This is a genomic window from Actinomyces sp. 2119, assembly GCF_003591215.1.
Taxonomy (GTDB): domain Bacteria; phylum Actinomycetota; class Actinomycetes; order Actinomycetales; family Actinomycetaceae; genus Actinomyces; species Actinomyces lilanjuaniae.
In genome coordinates this window covers 88,507-105,152 of record NZ_QYRR01000001.1, presented here as the reverse complement: position 1 = coordinate 105,152, position 16,646 = coordinate 88,507, and the positions used below count along the sequence as shown (strand labels likewise).

General features: G+C 68.0%; 11 protein-coding genes and 2 tRNA genes. 5 read left to right on the top strand and 8 right to left on the bottom strand.

The genetic code is table 11. The features are described 5' to 3' along the window. Positions 1-120 precede the first annotated feature (120 nt). From D4740_RS00440 to D4740_RS00430, 3 genes are all read right to left on the bottom strand, one after another. Entirely contained in the window at positions 121-801 is a 681-nt protein-coding gene (locus D4740_RS00440; protein WP_119834986.1) for an SDR family NAD(P)-dependent oxidoreductase, read from the bottom strand. 164 nt (positions 802-965) lie between these two features. Beyond that, positions 966-1,037: transfer RNA gene (locus tag D4740_RS00435), tRNA-Val, on the bottom strand. A 1-nt stretch (position 1,038) separates the two neighbouring features. Beyond that, positions 1,039-1,111 (bottom strand) — tRNA-Gly (locus D4740_RS00430). 285 nt (positions 1,112-1,396) lie between these two features. On the opposite strand from D4740_RS00430, the gene glgX reads away from it, so the two are divergent. Genes glgX through treZ form a run of 3 tightly spaced genes read left to right on the top strand, consistent with a single transcriptional unit; the run spans position 1,397 to position 8,315 of the window. Continuing rightward, a complete protein-coding gene (gene glgX, locus D4740_RS00425) occupies positions 1,397-3,658 on the top strand; it encodes a glycogen debranching protein GlgX (RefSeq protein ID WP_182911290.1) in 2,262 nt (753 codons plus the stop codon). Continuing rightward, on the top strand, positions 3,655-6,375 hold the full coding sequence (gene treY, locus D4740_RS00420) for a malto-oligosyltrehalose synthase (RefSeq protein ID WP_119834984.1): 2,721 nt from the start codon (positions 3,655-3,657) through the stop codon (positions 6,373-6,375). Before glgX ends, treY begins: the two co-directional genes overlap by 4 nt. Further along, positions 6,372-8,315, top strand: coding sequence for a malto-oligosyltrehalose trehalohydrolase (gene treZ / locus D4740_RS00415; RefSeq protein WP_259390565.1), 1,944 nt, complete (start codon positions 6,372-6,374; stop codon positions 8,313-8,315). Before treY ends, treZ begins: the two co-directional genes overlap by 4 nt. A gap of 8 nt (positions 8,316-8,323) precedes the next feature. Here treZ and D4740_RS00410 read toward each other — a convergent pair whose 3' ends face one another. Both D4740_RS00410 and D4740_RS00405 read right to left on the bottom strand, forming a co-directional pair. Beyond that, positions 8,324-9,424, bottom strand: coding sequence for a GNAT family N-acetyltransferase (locus D4740_RS00410; RefSeq protein WP_119834982.1), 1,101 nt, complete (start codon positions 9,422-9,424; stop codon positions 8,324-8,326). A gap of 101 nt (positions 9,425-9,525) precedes the next feature. Further along, on the bottom strand, positions 9,526-10,830 hold the full coding sequence (locus D4740_RS00405; protein ID WP_119834981.1) for an ATP-grasp domain-containing protein: 1,305 nt from the start codon (positions 10,828-10,830) through the stop codon (positions 9,526-9,528). 204 nt (positions 10,831-11,034) lie between these two features. Between D4740_RS00405 and D4740_RS00400 the strand changes: the two genes are divergently transcribed. Both D4740_RS00400 and D4740_RS00395 read left to right on the top strand, forming a co-directional pair. Then, positions 11,035-11,631, top strand: coding sequence for a DUF3000 domain-containing protein (locus D4740_RS00400; RefSeq protein ID WP_119834980.1), 597 nt, complete (start codon positions 11,035-11,037; stop codon positions 11,629-11,631). Between the two features lie 35 nt (positions 11,632-11,666). Then, a complete protein-coding gene (locus tag D4740_RS00395) occupies positions 11,667-13,001 on the top strand; it encodes an HRDC domain-containing protein (RefSeq protein WP_259390564.1) in 1,335 nt (444 codons plus the stop codon). Positions 13,002-13,072: 71 nt separating this feature from the next. Here D4740_RS00395 and pflA read toward each other — a convergent pair whose 3' ends face one another. From pflA to D4740_RS00380, 3 genes are all read right to left on the bottom strand, one after another. After that, on the bottom strand, positions 13,073-13,951 hold the full coding sequence (gene pflA, locus D4740_RS00390) for a pyruvate formate-lyase-activating protein (protein ID WP_119834978.1): 879 nt from the start codon (positions 13,949-13,951) through the stop codon (positions 13,073-13,075). Positions 13,952-13,990: 39 nt separating this feature from the next. Then, a complete protein-coding gene (grcA2, locus tag D4740_RS00385; RefSeq protein WP_119834977.1) occupies positions 13,991-14,236 on the bottom strand; it encodes an autonomous glycyl radical cofactor GrcA2 in 246 nt (81 codons plus the stop codon). 130 nt (positions 14,237-14,366) lie between these two features. Then, positions 14,367-16,499, bottom strand: coding sequence for a pyruvate formate lyase family protein (locus D4740_RS00380; protein ID WP_119834976.1), 2,133 nt, complete (start codon positions 16,497-16,499; stop codon positions 14,367-14,369). Positions 16,500-16,646 lie beyond the last annotated feature (147 nt).

Here is a 16,646-nt window from a genome sequence, read left to right as displayed (position 1 = left end):
GTCACCAACAGCTCCCGCGTGCCAGGCCAGAAGGTCTGACGACCCGAGGGCTCGCGTCTGCAAGGACAAGTACCCGCGCAACTACCCGCGCGAGGACGTCGTAGCCTCACCGGTGGAACCTCACCACTGAACTACCTTCCTGTCCCGTAGCAGCTGACCGTTGATCCGTCCTCCGTCAGCGGGCCGGGTCGCGAGCCAGACGATCGTGTCCGCCCCCTCAGAGACGTCCCGCGGAGCGCCGTCCCCTCCCATGTCGGTGCGCACCCACCCGGGGCAGACAGCGTTTACCTCGACGTTTCCCTCCGCCTCCTGCGACGCCACGACCGTCAGGGCGTTCAGCGCCGCCTTCGATATACCGTACGCGGCGGGTCCACTGATCCTGTCAGAGAACGTTCCATAGCCCGAGGAAACATTGATGATCCGCCCCTGGCCGCGGCGGTTCATCTTGGGGAGAAACTCTGATATGAGAGAGAACGGCCCCAGCATATTAGTCTCGCACGACTGCCTGACGTCGTCCACGGAAAGCCTCCGGAAGGGGAGCGCATTGTAGATGCCCGCATTGTTCACGAGAACATCCAGGTTCTCGCCCACGTGCTCAGAAAGAGCGCTCACGTCCTCACCGGAGGTGACGTCCAGCCTGACACACTCAATGTCGCCTTCCGACTGGATCGCCCTGGCCACACGCCGGCCGACCACGACATCCCTGCTGCCAAGATAGACGTGGTCCCCCAACGCCGACAGCGCCCGGCAGACTTCCCTGCCAATTCCTCTGTTGCCGCCAGTGACCAGTGCAGTCCTCATGACAAACCTCGTCCCGAAGCCAGGCCTCAGCCTCTGCTGAGGGTTTCGTAGGCACCGCCACGCACCTCAGCCCTCCGACCGGTGACGTGACCTCCTGGCCCAAGGAACTACTGGGGTGAAATCCAGTGCGTGCAGGTTATGTCGCCGCCAGCACAGGCGACCAGTGGGCGATACTGGGTTCGAACCAGTGACCTCTTCCGTGTCAGGGAAGCGCGCTACCGCTGCGCCAATCGCCCGAGCGGATGACGGGACTCGAACCCGCGACCCTCACCTTGGCAAGGTGATGCTCTACCAACTGAGCCACATCCGCAGTGTCGCCTTCCAAGAGCCGTCTGATGCCGCCCCGGGGAGACAGCCGGAACTCTACCAACCTCGCCCCGCAACGCCAAGTGACACCCATGTGGTGTCGACCTTGCTGTACAGCGCCTCCGGGGCGGAGACCTCCGACCACGCTTTCGCCCCGCCCTTTCGACCTTGTCGCCCCGACAGCAGCAACGCCGACCCGGGCTGCGCGCAGGCACCCTGGCAGCGACAGGTGGCATCCCATCGCCTAACGTCCTCCACTCAGGGCACCGGGCGTGGCAGGGTTGGACCCATGCCGACTCTTCAGACTCAGCAGATCTGGCCGGGACAGCCCTACCCCCTGGGAGCCACGTACGACGGAGCAGGCACCAACTTCTCCCTGTTCTCCTCCGCGGCGACCGCCGTGGAGCTGTGCCTGTTCGACGAGGAGGGGCGGGAGACCGCCGTCCCCCTCACCGAGGTGGACGGAGACGTCTGGCACGCCTACCTGCCGGGAGTCAGCCCGGGCCAGCAGTACGGCTACAGGGTCCACGGCCCCTACAGCCCGGAGGCAGGCCACCGCTGCGACCCCTCCAAGCTCCTCCTGGACCCCTACGCCAAGGCAATGACCGGCCAGGTCGAGCCCTCCCCCACGCTGTACTCCTACGACTTCACCGATCCTGAGGTGCGTAACACCCAGGACTCGGCGGCGCACACGATGCGCTCGGTCGTGGTCAACCCCTACTTTGACTGGGGGCACGACCGTCCCCCGGCCCACGAGTACCACGAGACCATCATCTACGAGGCCCACGTCAAGGGGCTCACCCAGCTGCATCCTGAGGTTCCCGAGGAGCTGCGAGGCACCTACGCGGGCCTGACACAGCCAGCCGTCATCAGGCACCTCAAGGACCTGGGGGTGACCGCCATCGAGCTGATGCCGGTCCACCAGTTCGTCAACGACGCCTACCTGCAGGACAAGGGCCTGTCCAACTACTGGGGCTACAACACCATCGGCTTCTTCGCCCCGCACAGCACCTACGCCGCCTACGGGACCCAGGGTGAGCAGGTCCAGGAGTTCAAGTCGATGGTCAAGGCCCTCCACGAGGCCGACATCGAGGTCATCCTCGACGTGGTCTACAACCACACCGCCGAGGGGAACCACATGGGCCCCACCCTCTCCTTCCGGGGCATCGACAACGCCTCCTACTACCGACTGGTCGACGGTGACCAGGCCCACTACTTCGACACCACAGGCACGGGAAACTCCTTGCTCATGCGCTCCCCCGCCGTGCTGCAGCTCATCATGGACTCCCTGCGCTACTGGGTCACCGAGATGCATGTGGACGGCTTCCGCTTCGACCTGGCCTCCACGCTGGCCCGCCAGTTCCACGAGGTGGACAAGCTCAGCGCCTTCTTCGACATCATCCATCAGGACCCGGTGATCTCCCAGGTCAAGCTCATCGCCGAGCCCTGGGACGTGGGGGACGGCGGCTACAACGTGGGCGGCTTCCCCACCCTGTGGAGCGAGTGGAACGGCAAGTACCGTGACACGGTACGTGACTTCTGGCGGGGTGAGCCCTCGACCCTGGGAGAGTTCGCCTCCCGGATCACCGGATCCTCCGACCTCTACCAGCACTCCGGGCGCACACCCGTGTCCAGCATCAACTTCGTCACCGCCCACGACGGGTTCACGATGCACGACCTGGTGTCCTACAACGAGAAGCACAACGAGGCTAACGGCGAGGGCGGGGCCGACGGCGACTCCGACAACCGCTCGTGGAACTGCGGCGTGGAGGGACCCACCGACGACCCCGAGGTCAATGAGCTGCGCAGCCGCCAGACTCGCAACTTCCTGGCCACGATCCTGTTCAGCCAGGGGGTCCCCATGATCTGCCACGGCGACGAGATGGGCCGCACCCAGGGGGGTAACAACAACGTCTACTGCCAGGACAACGAGACCTCCTGGGTCAGCTGGGATCTGGACGAGCGCGGCCAGGAGCTGCTGGAGTTCACCAGGACCATGATGTGGCTACGCCGGGACCACCCGGTTCTGCGCCGCAGACGCTTCTTCACCGGCGACGCCAGCCACGGCGGCGAGTCCGAGCTGGGAGAGATCGAGTGGCTGGCGCCGTCGGGCCAGTCCATGACCGAGCAGGACTGGACCACCTGGTACGCGCGCTCCATGATGGTCTTTCTCAACGGAGAGGCCATCGCCGAACCCGACGCCCTGGGGCAGCGGGTCGTCGACGACTCCTTCCTGGTCCTTATCAACGCCTCGGCCGAGGACATCGACTTCACCCTGCCCGGCCCCGACTACTCACCCGCCTGGACCGTGGCACTGGACACCGCCCCCGCGGTGGACGGTGACTCCGACCCGGTGCTGTCAGCGAGCGAGTCGGTGACCGTGGAGGCCCGCTCCATGCTGTTCCTCGTCAGCGCCGACTCACCGGCCTCGCACGAGACAGCCGCAGCAGCGTCTGGGACGTCTGAACCGACTGCACCCAGCGAGACAGCACCGACGGAGACAGCGGCAGGCAAGGCGGTAACGACCGAGGCGGTGAGGAGGCGGTCATGACAGCCACGTCACCCACGACATCACCCACGACACCGCAGCACGACCAGCCGGGGCACGTCCCGGCTGCACCGCTCCAGGCCTTAGGACCCAGCGGTCACTCGACGGGCCCGGGCACTGGTGAGACCCTCCCCGGGACCACCCACCCACCCACCCAGGCCAGCGGCGGCTACGCCCCCTGGTCCGGCCACGTCCCCGGGCCAGGGCGGCGCACCCCGGTGACTACCTACCGTCTCCAGCTGAGCGAGGACCTTACCTTCGCCGACGCGGAGAACCTGGTGCCCTACCTCTCCCGCCTCGGTGTCACGGACCTGTACCTCTCACCTGTGCTCGCCGCCGCCCCCGGCTCCACGCACGGCTACGACGTCATCGACCACCAGCGGGTCAGCGAGGTGCTGGGAGGGCGTGCAGGCCTGGAGTCCCTGGCCCGCACCGCCCACGACGCAGGCATGGGCCTGGTGGTCGACATCGTGCCCAACCACATGGCCGTGCCCACCCCGGCCTGGCACAACCAGCCGCTGTGGTCCGTGCTGCGTGAGGGGGCGGACTCCCCCTACGCCGCCTGGTTCGACGTCTCCGTGGACGAGCCGATCCTCATGCCGGTCCTGGGCAGGCGCATCGGGGAGGTCCTGGCCGACGAGGAGCTCGTCCTGGAGACCATGGTCGTCCCCGGCCAGGAGCACCTGGGCCCCCAGCACGTGCTGCGCTACTTCGACCACGCCTTCCCGGTTGCTGCGGGCACGGAGTCCCTGCCCATGCACGTCCTGGTCGAGCGCCAGCACTACCGGCTGGCCTATTGGAAGGTCGGCGACGAGGAGATCAACTACCGTCGCTTCTTCGACGTCGGCACCCTGGCGGCGATCCGCGTGGAGGACCCTGAGGTCTTCTCCGGGTCCCACGCCCTGGTGCTGGAGCTGGTGGGCTCAGGGGTTGTCAACGGCCTGAGGGTAGACCACCCCGACGGCCTGGCCGACCCCGGAGGCTACCTGTCACGGCTGTCTGCTGCCAGCGGCGCAGCCTGGATCGCCGCAGAGAAGATCCTGGCTCCCGACGAGTCCCTTCCCACCTCCTGGTCCGTGGCTGGGACCACAGGCTATGACGCGGCCTGGCGGATCGACCAGCTGCAGGTAGACCCCTCCGGCGCGGCCCGCCTGGGCGCCCTCATGCAGGAGCTGACGGGGGACGCGCCGGTGGACCTGGGCCGGGTGACCGAGGAGGCCAAGCGGGAGATCATCGCCGGCTCCCTGGCCTCCGAGGTGGACCGCCTGGCACGGATCCTGGATGACCTGACCTCCCGCGACGTGCGCCTGAGAGACCACACCTTCAAGGACCTGCGGGCCTGCGTCATCGAGCTGCTGGTCGCCGCCGAGCAGTACCGGGCCTACGTGGTTCCCGGGACACCACCCACGCCGGAGACCGTTGCCGTCGTGCACCGTGACGCCGAGGTCGCCCGCGCCCGCCTGGAGGCGGACCAGAGTGAAACCCTGGACCTGGTGGTCGCCCTCCTCCTGGGCGAGCCGGTGGGCTCTGAGGGGCTGTCCTCCTCCGCGCAACGGGCTGAGGCCGTCATCCGCTTCCAGCAAGTGTGCGGTGCCGTAACCGCCAAGGGAGTGGAGGACACCGCCTTCTACCGGTGGACCCACCTGACCAGCCTCACCGAGGTGGGCGGCAACCCGGGAGGCTTCGCTCTCAGTGCGGACGAGGCACACGCCTGGGCCGACCGGGTCCAGGCCACCTGGCCGGACACCATGGTTACCTCTACCACCCATGACACCAAGCGCGGCGAGGACGTCCGTGCCCGCCTGGACGTCCTGGCCTCCTACGCCGAGGAGTGGACGGACCTGGTCCACCGCCTGCGTGCCGCCACCCAGCGGGTCAGGCCAGTGGACCTGGACGGACGCAGCGAGAACCTGCTGTGGCAGACGCTGTGGGGCACCTGGGCTCCCGGCTCCGCAGACCCGATGGATGCCGACCGCCTGGGGCGCTACCTGGTCAAGGCCGCCCGGGAGCAGAAGACGTGGACCAGCTGGACCGCCCCGGACTTGGAGCGCGAGCAGGCACTGACCGACTACGCCGCCCACCTGCTCAGCGACGAGGAGGTGACCCGCCAGATGGAGGCCTTCGCCTCTCTGACCGCCCGGGCGGTACGGGCCTGCGTCCTGGCGAACAAGGCCCTGACTCTGACCTGGCTGGGCGTGGCCGACGTCTACCAGGGCAGTGAAGTGACCCGCACCTCCCTGGTGGACCCGGACAACCGCCGGGTGGTGAGCTACACGGGCGCCTCCGGTTTGGAGGCGGTCCTGGAGCGCCTGGACGCCGGGCAGAGTCCCCGGGGCCTGGACGAGGAGAAGCTGGCTCTGACCGCCAGGATTCTGCGCCTACGTGCCCAGCGCCCGGAGACCTTTGTCGGCCCCCGCTCGGGGTACCGGGCGATCCCGGTCACCACCTCCTTCGCCTTCGCCTACGCCCGCCTCCTGGACGAGGAGCCGGACGTCGTCGTCATCGCGCGGCGGCTGAGCTACCGCCTGGAGCAGCTGGGCGGCTGGCGCGAGGAGAGCGTCGTCCTGCCCGAGGGGACCTGGCAGGACGTCGTGTCCGAGACCCGTACCCAGGGCGGGTTCCAACGGCTGGCCGATGTCGTCGGGGAGGCTCCGGTCGTCGTCCTGGCCCGTATCCCCAGGGCCGTCCAGGCGATCACGTCCCAGGAGACGGACGTATGAGACGTATGAGCGGCCACCAGTACCCCACAACCCCTGACAGCACCCCTGAGGAGGCCCTCCGTCCCGGCTCCGGGGCCCTGCCCGTAGAAACCTCGCCCGAGGGCTCCTGGCCTCCGCCCTGGTACTCACCCGCTCCTCCTCCGGGTCCCCGCGTCCCGGTGTGGGCGCCGTCCGCCAGTGCGGTCGAGCTGCACCTGCCCGCCAGCGACAGGCTCATCGGGATGGAGCGCGCCCACGACGGCTGGTGGCTGTCCCCGGTGGACCTGGAGGAGGGGACCGACTACGCCTTCCGGGTAGACGGCTCACCGGACCGGCCCGACCCCCGCAGCGCATTCCAGCCGAAGGGCGTGCACGGTCCCTCCCGGCTCGTGCTGCCCGGAACCTGGGGGCAGGAGGTGTGGACAGACACCAGCTGGCAGGGGCGAGACGTCCTGGGCTCGGTGATCTACGAGCTGCACGTGGGCACCTTCACCCCCGGCGGCACCCTGGACTGCGCGGCCGAGCGCCTGAGCGACCTGGCTGCCCTGGGCGTGGACGTGGTCGAGCTGATGCCGCTGGCTCCCTTCCCGGGCCAGGCGGGGTGGGGCTACGACGGGGTCTCCTTGTGGGCGGTCCACGAGGCCTACGGCGGCCCCTACGCCCTGGCACGGTTCGTCGACGCTGCACACGCCGTCGGCATCGGCGTGTGCCTGGACGTGGTCTACAACCACCTGGGCCCCAGCGGGAACTACCTCAGCGTCTTCGGCCCCTACTTCACCCAGGCCCACCACACGCCCTGGGGGGAGGCGGTCAACTTCGACCAGGACGGCTGCGAGCAGGTCCGCGCCTACGTCATCGACGCAGCCCTGCGTTGGCTGCGCGACTTCCACGTCGACGCCCTGCGGCTGGACGCGATCCACGAGATCAAGGACACCTCCTCCCACGGCGGCGGTCCCGGGCCGCACGTCCTGGCCCAGATGTCGCAGGCCGTCCAGGCCCTGAGTGCCCGGCTAGGGCGGCCCCTGAGCCTGGTCGCCGAGTCCGACCTCAACGACGTCGGTGTCATCACCCCGACCTTGCAGAACCCTCCCGCCCAGCATCCCAGCCTGGGGATGACCGCCCAGTGGGCTGACGACGTCCACCACGCGCTGCACGCTCGCCTGACCGGGGAGTCACAGGGGTACTACGCCGACTTCGCTGAGCCCGGGGCCTGGGTCAAGGCCTACCAGGGCGCCTTCCTCCACGACGGGACCTGGTCCTCCTTCCGGGGTCGGACCTGGGGCGCGCCCGTACCTGAGGGGACCGATCCGAGGCGTTTCGTGGTCTTCACCTCCAACCACGACCAGGTCGGCAACCGCGCCCTGGGAGACCGCCCCTCCCAGTCGCTTCCCGACGAGGTGCTGGCGGCACAGGCGGCGCTGCTGCTCCTCAGCCCCTACACGCCGATGCTGTTCATGGGAGAAGAGTGGGGGACCCGCACGCCCTTCCGCTTCTTCACTGACCACGACGACCCACAGCTGGCCAGCAGCGTCTCACAGGGGCGGATCGAGGAGTTCACTGGGTTCGGATGGGACGCCCAGGACGTTCCTGACCCCCAGGACCCGGCCACCTTCCTGGCCTCACGGCTGGACTGGACGCAGCGCAACCATCCGGAACACGCCCGGATGCTGCGCTGGTACCAGGACCTCATCGCGCTGCGCCGCAGGCTAGAGTGGTCCTCCCGCCGGTCCTGGCCCCAGGTCCACGACAAGCAGGGGGTCATCACGGTGGCCTACAAGGACGTCGTGGTGGCGGCCAACCTGTCCGACCGGGACCAGCACGTACCCGCGGGCAGAGTGCTGCTGAGCTGGCAGCCACCCGGCACCGACTCACGCCCACAGGTGCAGCAGCAAGATGCCTGGCAGCACCACGGCCAACCTCGTGTCCTGGTACCCGGGCAGACCGTGGTAGCCCGGCGCTGACAGCCGCCTCAGGAAGAGGCGTCTGCAGAGCTGCGGGACCTGCGCTCACGCAGCCTGGTGGTGAGTGTCCGCTTAAGGCCCAGGGCACGGACGAGCCCCGCGTAGACTCGGGGATACACCGGTACGTCCCACGCACCTGGCACGTCAACCGGACCGTCAGTGACGAACTTGTTCTTGAACTCCCGGACCCCGGCGAGCTCAGGCACACGCGGGGAGTCCACGCCCATGAGGTCGTAGGTCCGCACCCCCTGGGCGCGCAGCCAGCAGGCCTCCTTGTAGACCAGGGCGTCCGCCGCCCGCAGCCGCCGCCCCTGGGCGGAGGAGCCGGCATAGTAGCGCAGGGCGCCGTCCCCGTAGACGGTGACCAGGGACCACACCAGCGCCTCCTGGCCCTGCCGACGTGCCACGTACAGACGAGCGTGATCGGGTCCCAGGGTGCGCAGCATCGTGCGGTACACGGACTCCGGCGCCGACCGGAAGCCGTCGCGCTCCCCAGTCTCGGTGAGAATCTCGTAGAGCTCGGAGAACACCTCCTGCGCCCTGTCGGTCTCGTCGTGGAAGGTCAGCTCCTCGTGGCGCAGCGCCTTGCGCACATCGCGTCGTCCCCGGGACTTGAAGGACGCCAGGACGGCCTCGTCGTCCTGGCGGTCCAGGTCAAGGACGACGGTGCGGTCGTAGGTCATGGTCTGAAGCAGCTCGTGGCAGTCCGGTCCCTGGACAGCGGCGTGGAGACGGACAAAGACGACCCGAGGGTCGCGGTGGCGCACTCCCGCGACCAGCAGGCGCCGCAGCTCGGCCTCCTCCTGGGGAGTCGGCTCCTCCCCCAGCCACACCGGGGCGTGACGCGCCCACAGGTAGGGGAAGCCCCGGACCGTCATCCGCGTCAGTGACACCAGGGCGCGGTCCCGGCCGTCTGCCCCCTGGTACACCACACGCCCCCAGGGCTGGCGCCCCTCCATAGCGGTGTCGAAGGAGTCCCAGACCACCGTCTGCTCGACAGGCAGCGTCACCTCCGCATCAGCCGCGATCCTTGCGAAGGTCTGCCAGTCGACCTCGCGCATGGCCGCTGCGGGGACCTGGGCGGGCTTGTTGTCGGTACTGCTACTCATCGGTGCGTCTTTCTCGGTCATGCCGTGTCTGTGGGCAAAGCAGGTCGTGGGTGACAAGGTGTGGAAGAGCAAGATGCCACAAGGGCAGGATCTGACAAGGTCTAGAAGGCGGTATCGGTGGCCTGCGGGTAGTAGCGGGCAAACTTCCGGTACTGGTTGAGCTCCTGGGCGCTGACCACGAGGTTACGTCTGAGGGAGCGGTCCCGGTGGTAGCGCAGCGGATTGGCACTGCGACCGCTGCTCACCAAGGCGTTGACCCGGCTGCGCAGGGACTCCTCGCGCAGGTACCGTCTGAGCAGCCGGTGGGGAAGCAGCGAGTAGAGCACCTCCTGGTCAACTCGCGCAGGCTCTACCTCACGTCCCAGGACCAGGTCGCGCACGGCGAAGGTCACCGGATTGTGGCCCGCAGCAGCCATGTAGTAGCAGTTGCGCCCGATGCGCGGGTTGACCTCCAGGAAAAGCGCTCGCCCGTCACGGGGGTCCACCTTAATGTCGAAATTGGCGAAGCCCCTGTAGCCGACGTGCTCCAGCAGCCTGACGGCCTGCTCCATCATCTCGGTGAAGGGCTCGGTAATCATGGACACCGGGTTGCCCAGCATCGTCGGGGCGTGGTCCTCCAGCAGGACCCTGGCCGACCCGGTAAGCACGGCACGTCCCCACGAGTCGACGTAGGCGGTCAGGGAGCGCATCGAGGTGTCGTCCCCGCCGATGAGCTCCTGGGCCAGGAAGTGGCCGCGGAACCCTGCGCAGCGCAGACGCTGCCACAGGGAGTCAGCCTCCTGGGCGTCAGCGACCACGAAGACCTTCTTCTTGTCCTCCATGCGCAGGTCGTTGTACTCCGCGGAGGACGCGGGCTTGGCGATCTGCGGGTAACCGAGGGCAGCGGTGTCGGCCGGCTTCCAGTCCTGGGCACCAGCATCTGTGAAGTCTTGGACCACAGTGGCGGGGGTGGGCACCCCTAGCTCTGCGCACACCTGGGCAAAGACAGCCTTGTCTGAGACACGGGCAGCGACGGGGGCGCTAGCAACCGGGATCTCAAAGTGCTCGGCAAGCACCTGCCTGTGGTCGTTGATGACGCGGATGTGCCAGTCCGTGTTGGCCAGGAGCACCCGCCTGGCACCCGGTGTGCGCCTGGCCACGTCAAGGGCGGCCTCCACGTAGTCTCCCGGCTCACTGTGCTCTCCCAGCGCGACCGTGCGCACGATACGCGATCGGGTCAGGACCTGCGTCGGCCGGGGAGCGATGCACACCGAGACCACCCGGTAGGCCTCGTGGAAGCAGCGTGCCAGGGCGTAGACCCCGATATCACCGCCGAGAAGGACGGGCACCAGCTCGGGTACCGGTACCGTCGGGACACTGCCCCGAGGCTGCGTGGTTCCTGCTGGGCTGGGGTCGTGGCCAGGCACTCGCGCCTCCTGGGGTCTGTGACAGCTAAGCACGCCAGGCCCGTAACCGGCACCCGACTAGTGGACCAGGATATAGCCCCTCAGCACCGGTGTGCCCACCCCAGGCAGCCTATTGAGTTGGACACCACTGCGGCCCCGCGTGCCGCGCCCGTCGCGCGGCGTGGCACCACCGCAGACCGGCGCAGCGCCGCTAGCGTGAGAGCCGTGACTGGCAGTGGTAGGACGCGGCAGGGGCGGGCAGGCTCCTTCCCCCCTCGCTTCGAGGAGGCGCTCCTTTCTGTCCGCGACACGCCCCGCCCCCGGGGGCTGGTGCTGGAGGAGGTCCCCGGGCCTGGGCGCATGGCGCCATTCACTGCCGCCCTGACGGCAGAGACCGTCCAGACCGTCAACGAGGTGCCGGTTGGCTCAGGCCGCTTCGTCATCCTCTACGATCCCTCCGGGCAGCGTGCCTGGCACTCGGACTTCCGCATGGTCGCCATGGTGAGGGCGCGCCTTGACGAGGAGCTCCACGCGGATCCCCTGCTCAGCTCAGCCGCGTGGTCCTGGCTCACCGACTCCCTCGCTGACGCCAGGGCCGGCTACCACGCCCTTGTCGGGACGGTCACCAGGGTCCTGTCGGAGACCTTCGGAGGACTCGATCTCAGTGACGCCTGCGGGCACGCTGAGATACGCGCCTCCTGGTCCCCCAACACCCCCGACCTGGGCCCCCACCTCACGGCCTGGTACGAGCTGATCCTCGTGGCCTCCGGGCACGAGCCAGCCCGGGTCAGGCCCCTGAGCCTGGCCGGGACTCCCCGGTAGGACCAGTTCTGGCAGGAGCTGTAGCATGTGTTCTCGTGCCTTGTCCACCTGTGCCTGCGGCCGTACCTCGCCAGGAAGGGGCCGTAGCCGCCCCCCGACCTGCCGTGGTTCCCGGAACCACTGACCACCCGGTCCCGCCCGAGCACGTCGTCGCCTACCCGCGCCCACGTGACGGCCTTCCTGCCGTCACGGACTCCCCTGCCGCCTTGGCGGCAGCCGCTCACGCCCTGGCCACCACCGGGACAGGACCGGTGGCCGTCGATGCCGAGCGCGCCTCCGGATTCCGCTACGGCCAGGACGCCTACCTCATCCAGCTGCGTCGCGACGGCGTGGGAACCGTGCTCGTTGACCCGCTGAGCGCCGGGAGCCTCACTACACTGGCACAGGCCATGAGCCAGCCGAGCTGGGTGCTGCACGCTGCTGACCAGGACCTGCCGTGCCTGCACGCGCTGGGCCTGTACCCACCCGGCCTCTTCGATACCGAGCTGGCAGCCCGCCTCCTGGGACGTGACCGGGTCGGGCTGGGCCCGCTCATCGAGGACACCCTGGGGCTGCGCCTGTCCAAGGACCACGCGGCTGCTGACTGGTCCATACGCCCCCTGCCACCGGCCTGGCTGGTCTACGCCGCCCTGGACGTCGAGCACCTCCTAGACCTGCACCAGGCGCTGGGTGAGGAGCTAGAACGTGCCGGGAAGGCGCAGTGGGCCGCGCAGGAGTTCGAGCACCTGCGCACCCGGGCACCCAGACAGACCAGGCCCGACCCGTGGCGCAGGGTCCCGCACGCCGGAAAGGCCTCCCGCTCCCCCCGGTCACTAGCGGTCCTGCGAGAGCTGTGGACTGCTCGCGAGGAACTAGCCGCCGAGCTGGACCTCAGCCCCTCCAAGGTGCTCCCCCACCAGGCCCTTGTGGCTGCCGCCGTCTACCGCCCTACCTCGCGGCGCAAGATGGGTTCGCTCAGGGAGTTCTCCTCCCGCCAGGCACGCCAGCACCAGGAACGCTGGTGGCGGGCAATTGAGCGGGCGCTGACGCTGCCTGACGCCGACCTTCCCCCCACACGCGCCCCGCTGGGCCCCGGCGAGCTGCCGCGCCCCCGCTCCTGGCGGCGCCACCACCCGGAGGCAGCAACCGCCCTGGAGCAGGTACGCCAGGCACTGCACGCACGTTCCACCGCTGTACGCGTCCCCCAGGAGCTGCTACTGGCTCCCGAAGCCCAGCGCCGGATCGCCTGGGATATCGGCGAGGAGCGCCACGACCACCTGCGGCGCCAGATCAGCACCGCAGAGGTCTGCCAGCGTCTGGAGGCCGCAGGAGCACGTCCCTGGCAGGTGGAGCAGACGGCGGCAGCGATCGCCACGTCTCTCTCCCGGTAGGTCCCGGTCAGCCAGGTAGGTTGAGACCGCAGGTAGAGCGGGAGTACACGGCGGGTGGGGACTGTCGAGGCCTAGTGGACGGTAAAGCCGTGGGAGCGGAAGATCTCCCGGGTCGACTCCACCAGCTCAGGCTCGGGCGGGCGGGTCTCCTTCAGCTTGTAGTCGAGACCGAGAGCGTCCCACTTGTCCGTGCCCATCTGGTGGAAGGGCAGGACCTCTACGCGGGACACGACCGAGCGCCAGCGCTCGACGATACGAGCGACGTTCTCCACGTTGCGCGGCTCATCAGTCAGACCGGGAACCAGGACGAAACGCACCCACACCTCGGTGCCTGCGGCCGCGAGCCGGTCACCAAAGGTGATCGTAGGAGCCAGCGCCCGGCCAGTCACCTTCCTGTAGGTCTCCTCGTCCCCGCTCTTGACGTCAAGAAGCACCAAGTCGATGTCCTCCAGCATCTCCTCGGTGGCGTTGGCGCCGAGGAAGCCGGAAGTGTCGATACAGGTGTGGACTCCCATGCTCTTGGCTCCCGCCAGCAGCCTGGCCGCAAAGGCCGGCTGCATGAGCACCTCTCCCCCAGACAGGGTGATACCGCCCTGGGAGGCGCGGAACACGCGCCGGTAGCGACGCATCCGCCGTAGAAGCTCCTCCGCCTCGACCGGCTCACCGTCCTTCATGAGGAAGGTGTCAGGGTTGTGGCAGTACAGGCAGCGCAGGGGACAGCCGTTGAGGAAGATGGTCATACGTGTCCCGGGACCGTCAACTGCGGTCACCAGCTCCCAGGAGTGGATCGACCCCAGCTCTCCGGACCGCATCCTGGCCAGGCGTTCAGAGCGCTGAAGATCCGTGAGCTCCTCGAGCCCGCCGATCCCGGCTCCGCGCAGGCGCGCGGCCGGAGCCAGGAAGTCCTGGTCCCGGCCGCTGTCGCGAAGAGCTGTCGCGGACTGGGTCATCGTCACCTCAGTATCGCTGCCTGCCGACGGCCTGGGGCCTCAGGCCTGAGAGTGGAAGGTCCGCTCCAGGACGTCACGCTGCTGTTCCCGGGTGAGCTTGACAAAGTTGACCGCGTATCCGGAGACACGCACCGTGAGGTTCGGGTACTTGTCCGGGTTCTCCATCGCGTCCTCAAGGGTGTTGCGGTCAAGGACGTTGATGTTGGCGTGGTAGAGACCCTTGACGCCGCCCTTGTCCTGCCGCTGCGCCTTCATGGAGGCGAGGCGCTCCTCGTAGGTAGCCATGACTGGTCCTTTCTGGTGGTGGGTTGTCTGAGATATCTGCCGATGTCTGAGGCGCCACGGTGGTCGCCGAGGTGGCCGCGCTGCCTAAGGGTCGTCGTCCCGTGCAGGGCGAGACACCTCTAGACCTCTTCTAGACCTCTGCGTAGTCCTCCTCGGGCACAAAGCCCGCGTCGAGGATGCCCACAAGGTTGGCCACGCGCTCCTCAAGGGTGCGTCCCAGCCCCTGCGGGGTAATGGTGTTGGTCAGGGAGATCCCGTCCAGCGCGTCGTCGTAGTCGAGCTTGCCGACGCTGAGCATGGAGGCGACCATGCCGTGGGTGTCCATGCCGTTCTCCGGGTTGGCACCGGGGGAGAAGGGAGTACCCTTCTTGTGGCCCGAGGGGAAGGACCCCGTGGCCTTGCCGTAGACCACGTTGGAGGTGATGGTCAGCACCGACTGGGTGGGTATGGCGTCCCGGTAGAAGGGCTGTGCCTTGATCTTGGACATGATGGTGTGGACCACGGTCGCGGCGATGTCGTCGGCCCGGTCGTCGTCGTTGCCGTAGATCGGGAACTCGCCCTCGGTGATGTAGTCCACCACGAGGCCGGTCTCGTCACGCACGGGAAGGACCTTGGCGTACTTGATGGCGCTCAGGGAGTCGGCCACGATCGACAGGCCTGCGATCCCGCAGCCCATGGTGCGTACGATCTCGGAGTCGTGCAGGGCCATCTCGATCGACTCGTAGGCGTAGCGGTCGTGGCAGTAGTGGATGATGTTGAGGGCCTCGACGTAGGTCGCCACGACCCAGTCCAGCATCTTCTCGTACTTGTCCCACACCTCGTCGAAGTCCAGCGGCCCGTTGCCCTCGATTCCCGGCAGGCCGGTGACGACCTGCCTACCGGTCATCTCGTCCCGGCCTCCGTTGATGGCGTAGAGCAGAGCTTTGGCCGAGTTCACGCGGGCGCCGAAGAACTGCATCTGCTTGCCCACCCTCATCGGGGACACGCAGCAGGCGATAGCCGCGTCATCGCCCCAGTGGTCCCTGATCTGCTCGTCGGCCTCATACTGGATGGAGGAGGTCGTGATGGAGATCAAGGCGCAGAAGTCCTTGTAGCCCTGTGGCAGGTCCTCGTCCCAGAAGATCGTGATGTTGGGCTCCGGGGCGGGGCCGAGGTTGCGCAGCGTCTGCAGCAGCCGGAAGGACGTCTTGGTCACCTGGGAACGGCCGTCCTCGGAGAAGCCCGCGTCTGACCAGGTCGCCCAGTAGGGGTCCCCGGAGAAGATCTGGTCGTAGTCGATCGTGCGCAGGAAGCGGGTGATCCGCAGCTTCATGACGATGTTGTCGATAAGCTCCTGCGCCCGGGACTCGTCGATGACGCCCTTGGAGAGGTCCCGCTCGAAGTAGATGTCCAGGAAGGCCGACAGCCTCCCGATGCTCATGGCAGCACCGTCCTGGGACTTGACGGAGGCCAGGTAGGCAAAGTAGGTCCACTGGACGGCCTCGTGGGCGTCGCGCGCGGGGCCAGAGATGTCGTAACCGTAGGACTCCGCCATGCGCTTGAGCTTCTTGAGAGCCTTGATCTGCTCAGCGTGCTCCTCGCGGTAGCGGGCCCAGTGCTCGGAGAAGGGCTGGTCGGCCACGGCGTCCTTGGCCTGCTGCTTCTGCTCGATCAGGAAGTCGACGCCGTAGAGCGCCACGCGGCGGTAGTCGCCGATGATTCGGCCGCGGCCGTAGGCGTCGGGCAGGCCGGTGATGATGTGGGAGGAGCGCGCCGCGCGGATACGCGGCGTGTAGATGTCGAAGACAGCATCGTTGTGCGTCTTGCGGTACTGGGTGAAGATCTTCTTGACCTCGGGGTCGACCTCCTTGCCGGCTTCCTTGATCGCCGTCTCCACCATGCGCCATCCGCCGTTGGGCATCATCGCCCGCTTGAGCGGCGAGTCGGTCTGCAGTCCGACGACGACGTCATCGTCATCGCTGATGTATCCGGGCTGGAACGCGTCGACATCGGCGGGAGTATGGGTGTCGACGTCGAGGATGCGGACCTTGCGCTCCCGGGAGAGGTAGTCCTTCTCAAGGGTGTCCCACAGACGCAGGGTCTTGTCCGTGGCACCCTCCAGGAAGGAGGCGTCGCCCTCGTAGGGCGTGTAGTTGCGCTGGATAAAGTCGCGGACGTCGATGTCGCGCGTCCACGGGCCGGCAGCGAACCCTTCCCACGCACCCTCCTGGATGCTGCTGCCGACAGTCTCGGTGGCGGATGGTGTGACCTCAATGGTGGTCATCCGTCATGCCCTCCTCAGCTGGGTGACCGAGGGTCACCGGGGTTTGTGTACGCCCTTGTGAGGCGTGACGGCACGTCCAGCGTGCCGCCATAACCAGCCTAGAGCCACCGGCGCCTCCCTTGGGCCGCAGGTCCCGCCCACCTCGGT